Source organism: Bradyrhizobium denitrificans, assembly GCF_013179005.1.
Classification (GTDB): Bacteria; Pseudomonadota; Alphaproteobacteria; order Rhizobiales; family Xanthobacteraceae; genus Bradyrhizobium; species Bradyrhizobium denitrificans.
In genome coordinates, this window is the sequence record NZ_JABFDP010000068.1 from 1 (window position 1) to 6,342 (window position 6,342).

Here is a 6,342-nt window from a genome sequence, read left to right on the forward strand (position 1 = left end):
TTAGATTATGCGTCAAGTGTCCTGTTAGCTGGATGACTCTGATTCTGTGGCCTTTCTGGCTGCATCCTGCATTTTGGGTGTATTTTTGGCTTTGAATCGCAGCCGGTGGGAGTCAATCCCGATGTCTTTCTCGACGGAAGCGATAGTCGCGCTTTGATGCGCGTAGTGCTTTGGCGATAGCCTTGTTGATGTCGTCGAGATTGCAGGACTCCGGGTGGAACTTGCGGCCAGCCCATCGATGCATGGCTTCGTGTTCTTCATGATCGGGGTCGAGCCAGGCTTCGAGGAAGTTGGCATAGCCTGAAGGCCCACCAGAGTCTTCGGGAGGACCTGAACGTTTGGCGGCGACGCAGCGCGGATATTTGGTCCCCTCCTCGCGCGCGACGCGCTCCAGCCGCAGCCGATGACGCCAATTGTCGCCAAAGTCGTATTCGTAAAGGATCGTAAGAGGGCTCTCGTCGGGATCGTAGGGAAAGTGAAGGTCGATCATCCTGACCTCGGTCGCCTCGAAGATCCGGCTGTCGGACAGGCCGTCCTCATTGAACTCCGGGGCCCCGTAGATGAGACCGCCGATATTGAACTGATGCAAATGGCTGTCGGTCCAGCCGAAGGCGGCTTGCAGCACCTCGTGGAGTTGGGCGAGGTTGAGAGTGATTGGCAGCTCGAGAGTGCGGCTGATCCTGGGCTCGATGTCGAGGATATGAACCTCGGCGCGCACAATGAAGCTGTCTGGATCGAAGGGGTCAAGCATGCCGCAGATCATGCCGCGCATGATTGTCGCAGGCAATGGATGGGGCGACAAATATCCTTCGGCGAGCGCGGCGACACGAAGCGGCAACGTAGACAACGTCAGGATTTCGGCCCGCGAGCGAGCGGCACTGGCTTCGCAGCGCGATCGCGCTCGGCGATCAGGCGGGCGTTATGACGCTTCTGCCGCTCAACCTCCGTTTCGGCTTCGAGGATGCGCTTCAGCAGTGCGGCATTTTCCGTCACCATGCGCCGCTCTTCGATCTGCAAGACCTGGATCAGAGTGCGCTGCTGGGCGAGTTTGTCTTCCCAGGCCGCCAACTTTTCGGGGACGATCTTGCGATCGCTGGCGCGACGCAACTCATCGATCATCGAGCGATGGTTGGTGTAGATGGCGTTACGACCGACACGCGCCTCGCGTGCAAGCGTCGCGACGGTCAGCCGGTAGGATCGCTTTTGCAGGTCCGTGTGTGTGGGCAGACCCTTCACCAGCCGTTCCAGAGCATCGCGCAGCTTGCAGTGGGTGTTGCGCAGGCGTTTTTCGGCAGGCGTGAGGGCCGGCATTTTGCTGGTCTTACGCGTCATGGCGAGCATCCTTTCCATGGTCGAGTTCGCCAAGGATGCGATCGCATTCGGCAATCCGTGTTTCAGCGAGTTGCCGGCTGACCGGGTCCAGGTCAGGATGGCCGAGAAGATCGGCATTGCGATCGCGGCGGGCCTGCCAGACAGGCCTGTGCCTGGCGGTGACGGCGAAGTTGGCGCAGGTGAGACACGTGCTTTCGGTTCTCAGCACAGGATTCGGGCCACGCTCGTCGCCAAAGCAGGCAGCCGTTTCGACGCGATAGACGCAATAGCCCCAGTCGCAGACCCCAAGGCGGAGGTCGGTCTCTTCCATCAGGAAGCGGACATAAGCCTGGACATCGCCGTCGCGTGTGCGTCCGCGGAACTGCGAGCGAGCGGCGATCATGCGTCCACCCTTGCCGGCGAGCGCCGTCGCCGTTAGCACCTCTTCCAGGGCGGCGCAGGTTTCTTCCTGAGTATGCCGGTCGATCAGATCGTCGAGCGCGAAGTCGGTTCCGACATAGCCACGATCGGTCATGGCCCGGGTCACATGACCGAAGTGCGCCTGAAGCGCATGCAGGCCTGTGCGGTCGCGTTTGCCGACGAAGCGGGCAAACGTCTTGCGGCCCTGATGCGTGTTCAGATGCCAAGGCTCGCCCTCGTGGTCCGGCAGGCCGATGAACGGCGCAAACAGATCATTCAGCCGCCTTATGATCGTGGAGCCGACGGGGAGGTCAATGCGGGCGGCAGGACCGACCAACCCGTTGCTGGCCATCGCCAGGAAGAGATCGTCTCGTCCGCTTTGGGCCCGCAGGCGGGCGGTCAGCCGCTCCATCACCACGACAGCCCGCTCGACGGGTGCCGGCGCAACCCAGCGATGGGCTTCGCCATCGATGCCACGCGCCGTCTTGTAAATCCGCCCGACGAGATAGGCGAAGCTCTCGCTGCCGTCCCCGGCAGGATGCTGCTGGATGCAGCCGACCTGAAGGCCGAGGATCTCCGAGATCCGGGCGCCGACAAGATAGCTGACCACCACAAAGCAGGCGTCGTAAATGCGATCGGCGACATAGCGCAGCTGCTTGGTGCTGGTGACCGGCGCCTCGTGCCAGGCAGCTTCCTCCCCAGGCAGTGTCGCGAAGGTGAACGGCGCGATTGCGTCGGTCACGATGAAGCCGGCCTTCGTCTGGCTGATCCCGTTAGCGAGCGCATGGTCATAGACGGACTGCGCCTGGGCCTGCAGAGCGATGACGTCGTCGGCCGGGGTCCCGATCAGTCGCAGCGCCGCCGAGACCAGGGGCACAGCGATCGCGTCCGGCGTATAAGGCAGCCAGCCCCGGTCGCGGCGAACGAACGGCGGCGCGATCCCCGGGAATGGATCGGCGATCGCCACTTCCGGGAACTTTGCTCCCTGCAGATAAAGGCGCGTCAGCAGATTGGCGTGGTTTTGCAGCGTGGTGCTCTTCAGCGGCTTACCCGGCTTGCGGCCCGGACGCTGCGCCATCGCCGTCATAAACCGGTCGCAGGCGTCGCGGTCGAGATCGGCAAAGCACCGATATCCCTGCGCCGCCATCCAGCGGATCAGCATCCGCAACCTATTGAAGACGGAGACGATCGTCATTTCATGAGCGTTGCGGTACCCAGGAGGCGGGTCGAGCTTCAGGCTCCACAGGAACAGCTTCGCCGCCTCTCGCCAGTCAGCCCATCGCGGATCACTGAACCGGCTGTCGTCAGCAAGAACAAAACTCCAGTCGAGCGAGAAGTCAGCTCGGTTGCTGCCAGGGCGACGCCCGTCGAGATGCCAGACCTGATCCAACCACACCGAGCGTGTCGAGATCCGAAGCGGCGCACGTGCTTCGGCGGGAAGAGGGAATGCCGTGGAAGCCGTCATCGCTCACTCCAGCGGCGGAAGCGGTGCGAGGGCCAGCATTCGTTGATCGGCATCACCTCGCAGTGTTTGCGGGAAGTCCGGCAGGATGTCGTCGACCAAGATGCGCAGGCTCGGCGCATACAGGAGCTCGAAGCGACGCGGATCAATGCGTTCACGCGCCCGCTCCAGTTCGCCGATCGCCTGAAGGATGCGCGCCATGTGCTCCACATTGATCGGTATGACCAGTCCCGGGCAGCGCAGACATCCGCCGAAGTGCCGGCAGACCCGACCTGCTATCGAGTCTGGTGCTGTGCCCGCGACCGGGTTGAGGCAATCATGACTGAACGGAACCGTCGCATTGCTCGCCAGCGCAATCCGGTCGCGCTGCGCCCGATCCTCGCAGTTCACCTTCGCGCCGACGATCCAGCCGAGCATCAGCTCCTGCAATCGGGCGATTGTCTCGCGCTGGATGCGGCGCGTCTGCGGCCCCTTGATGTAAAGCTCGGTCGTGTCGGCGCGGACATGGTTGAGCACATCCTGTGTCGCGACGATGTCGCCGCCAGACGCCTTGTAATATTCGGTGGCGACGCTGCCGCGCAGCAGAACGGCGGCAAAGTCCGGCAAGAGCTGACGTGCGCGCTCCGGTGCAGCCTTGTTCCAGATGGCGATCCGGGCATTGGAGCGTTTGATGAACGGCTTCAGGGCGTGCGACAAGGTCGCTTCCGCAATGAGCGTGACCATATTCTTCTTCTCGCTCTTCACCAGGAACAGGCGGTTTCGATCCTGCCGGCTGGCCCGGGCTACGAGCGGCGCCGTCATCGCCAGCAACCTGTCGATCAGATTCGGCGCCGCGTAGCGGCGTCGGCGGTCGAACGATCGCCTTTGCGCGCGTTTCACCTTGGCGCCGGCCCGAGGCTTGGCCCACTCGACGATGATACGATGCTCGTCGAGCGGATGTGCCACCTGGCAATCGCGCGTGATGAGCCGCAGCGCATCCGGATTGCCCGCCGTCTGGATCGAAAGCGCGATGAAGAACGCCGCGACCGTCTCGCCGGTCAGGTGCATGTAGCCGCCAAGATGACGAAGCCCGCCATGGCGGTTGGCCGCCGATATGTTGATGCCGCTACGGATCGCTTCCGTGCGCGACGGCAGGACACCGTCACCCACGGCTGCAAACGCCCGGATCAGTTCGCAAAGCTCGGGATCGACGCCATCAACCGGCCCGCGCGCCCCAATGATCTTCCGCCCAGCCTCGAAGCGATCCCATGCCTCGTCGATCTCCTCATAGCACGCGCGCAGGATCGCTTTGAGGTCCCCTCCGCCAAGGCGCGGCCGGGTATCGGCAATGCGGTTCGGCCAGACCCGCCAGGGGAAGTCGATCCGCGACAGCAGCCGGGAGGGATGCCGCCGCTTGGTCCAGTCGATCATCTGGCGAAGCTGCATGAGCACATTCGCCCGCGAACCCTTCGACCAGGGCTGGTTGGTCTGTCCTGCGACCTGGCGATCCAGCCATGCGATGTAGCGCCCAACCATCGCACTGGTCAGATCGTTGACCGACAGAACAAGACCGTCCTCCGCCACGAAGCGCGCAAAGGCGCGCAGCGCCATCCAGCAATGACGCTGCGTGTCCCGGCTCGAGGCGGCATGATGATGACGGAAGGCATCGGCCAGAAGAATCGCGATGCCCAACGGCAAACCGAGGCTGCCGAGATCGTAGCGTTTCACAACCTCGCCCCAGCCGTCGCGGAAGACGACGATGGTATCGGCTGGCTGATCCAGAACGATCGGCGCCGCAGCCGACAGCCTCCGGTCGATGCGCTCGCGTCTAACGGCCATCGGGGACCAACTCGCCATAGAGATAGTCGATGCCGTCGGCGAGGTCCCGCCCATTCAGCTCAACGCAGCGCAGGTAGATCGACGTGCTCTGGATCGAACTGTGACCCAGCAGGACCTGCACGATCTTCAGCGGATTGAGGTCGGGCGTGGTCGCTGCCTGCCTCTGCAATCGCACCAGCATCGTCATCGCAAATGTATGCCTCAGGTAATGTAATGTTCCGGTCACGCCAGCCGCGCGGAATGCCTCGGCAAACACCGCCGTCAATCGCGCCTTGCTGACCACATTTCCCTGGGTGTTGAGGAACAGAGCCGAAGGCGGCCGATAGTCGGGCCTCCCTCGACGCAACGCCCGGACCTGCGGCGTGCGAACCTCGTCGATGTAGCGCTGCGTGCGGTCGACCAGGCGAATCGGCGGGTAGATCGTGCGCGGCTTGTCACCCTTGGTGATCGTCAGCGGCACGCCGATCAAAGGATGATCCTCGTCGTCAAGATGCGCCGTCTCCGGAACCTGGAAGACCGCGAGGCCGCAAAGCTCCTTGCGCCGCAGTCCCGTCGCCAGCGCCCATTCCGCCATCAGGCGGTAGGGCATATCCAGATGCGCAAAGACGCGACGCAATTGATCGACACGCAACGGTCTCGGCAAACGCTCGTGCTCCGCTACCGTCAGGATGTTTGCCGCCATGACGCCTGGACGCGCATCGACATGCGCCAGGAACGATTGTCGCCGGCCGGAGCCCACCCGCACATCGACAAAGTGGAACGGCAGGCTCTCGATCCAGCCACGGCCTTGCGCCCACGCATAGAACCGGCAGACCGTGCGGACCCGATCGTTCACCGTCGAGCGCGCGTAGGGTCGTTTCGTATGCAGGCTCGGCTGTGACAGCATGCGATTGCGCCAGGCCGCAATCTCGGCCTCGCTCACGCTGTGCCAGTCGAGCTCAGACTGCTCCAGGCTGTCGAACCAGTCGTGAAGATGCTCGCCGTAGGTTCTGACCGTTTCCGCCGCGTGGCTGCGGCCGGGTATCGTCGCCAGCTCCATCAGCCAAGCGAACGCGGGCTCGATGATCGCCATCCGTTCCGACACCAAGATCGGAAAGCCGGCCGGGATTGCAGCATAGCCCATCGCTGCCCTGATGATCCGCACCACGCTCTGTCCTCTTTGCTCACGACCTTTCCAAATGGCAAACGACACCCTGGAGGGCGCAAGCCCTTCCATCAGCAACAAAGAGACAGTTTCTCGAGCCAGCTGTTATCTAAGCGGAGCGCCTTCGGCGCACTCTTTTGTTTTATTGCGAGGGGTTCCCCTCGCGCTCTCCCGTTCGCCACGTGGC

At 63.1% G+C, this 6,342-nt stretch carries 5 protein-coding genes; all 5 read right to left on the reverse strand.

The window, feature by feature from the left end:
• Window positions 1-112 precede the first annotated feature (112 nt).
• The 5 genes from HL671_RS37610 to HL671_RS37630 all read right to left on the reverse strand — a co-directional run bounded on the left by HL671_RS37610 (window position 113) and on the right by HL671_RS37630 (window position 6,155).
• A complete protein-coding gene (locus tag HL671_RS37610) occupies window positions 113-763 on the reverse strand; it encodes a plasmid pRiA4b ORF-3 family protein (protein ID WP_156257020.1) in 651 nt (216 codons plus the stop codon).
• Between the two features lie 86 nt (window positions 764-849).
• Window positions 850-1,332, reverse strand: coding sequence for a hypothetical protein (locus HL671_RS37615; RefSeq protein ID WP_156257021.1), 483 nt, complete (start codon window positions 1,330-1,332; stop codon window positions 850-852).
• A complete protein-coding gene (locus tag HL671_RS37620) occupies window positions 1,322-3,196 on the reverse strand; it encodes a site-specific integrase (protein WP_172244190.1) in 1,875 nt (624 codons plus the stop codon). Before HL671_RS37620 ends, HL671_RS37615 begins: the two co-directional genes overlap by 11 nt.
• Before the next feature lie 3 nt (window positions 3,197-3,199).
• Window positions 3,200-5,065: a hypothetical protein gene (locus tag HL671_RS37625; RefSeq protein WP_246706076.1), complete on the reverse strand. Its 1,866-nt coding sequence runs from the start codon at window positions 5,063-5,065 to the stop codon at window positions 3,200-3,202.
• Entirely contained in the window at window positions 5,001-6,155 is a 1,155-nt protein-coding gene (locus HL671_RS37630; protein WP_280712538.1) for a tyrosine-type recombinase/integrase, read from the reverse strand. Before HL671_RS37630 ends, HL671_RS37625 begins: the two co-directional genes overlap by 65 nt.
• Window positions 6,156-6,342 lie beyond the last annotated feature (187 nt).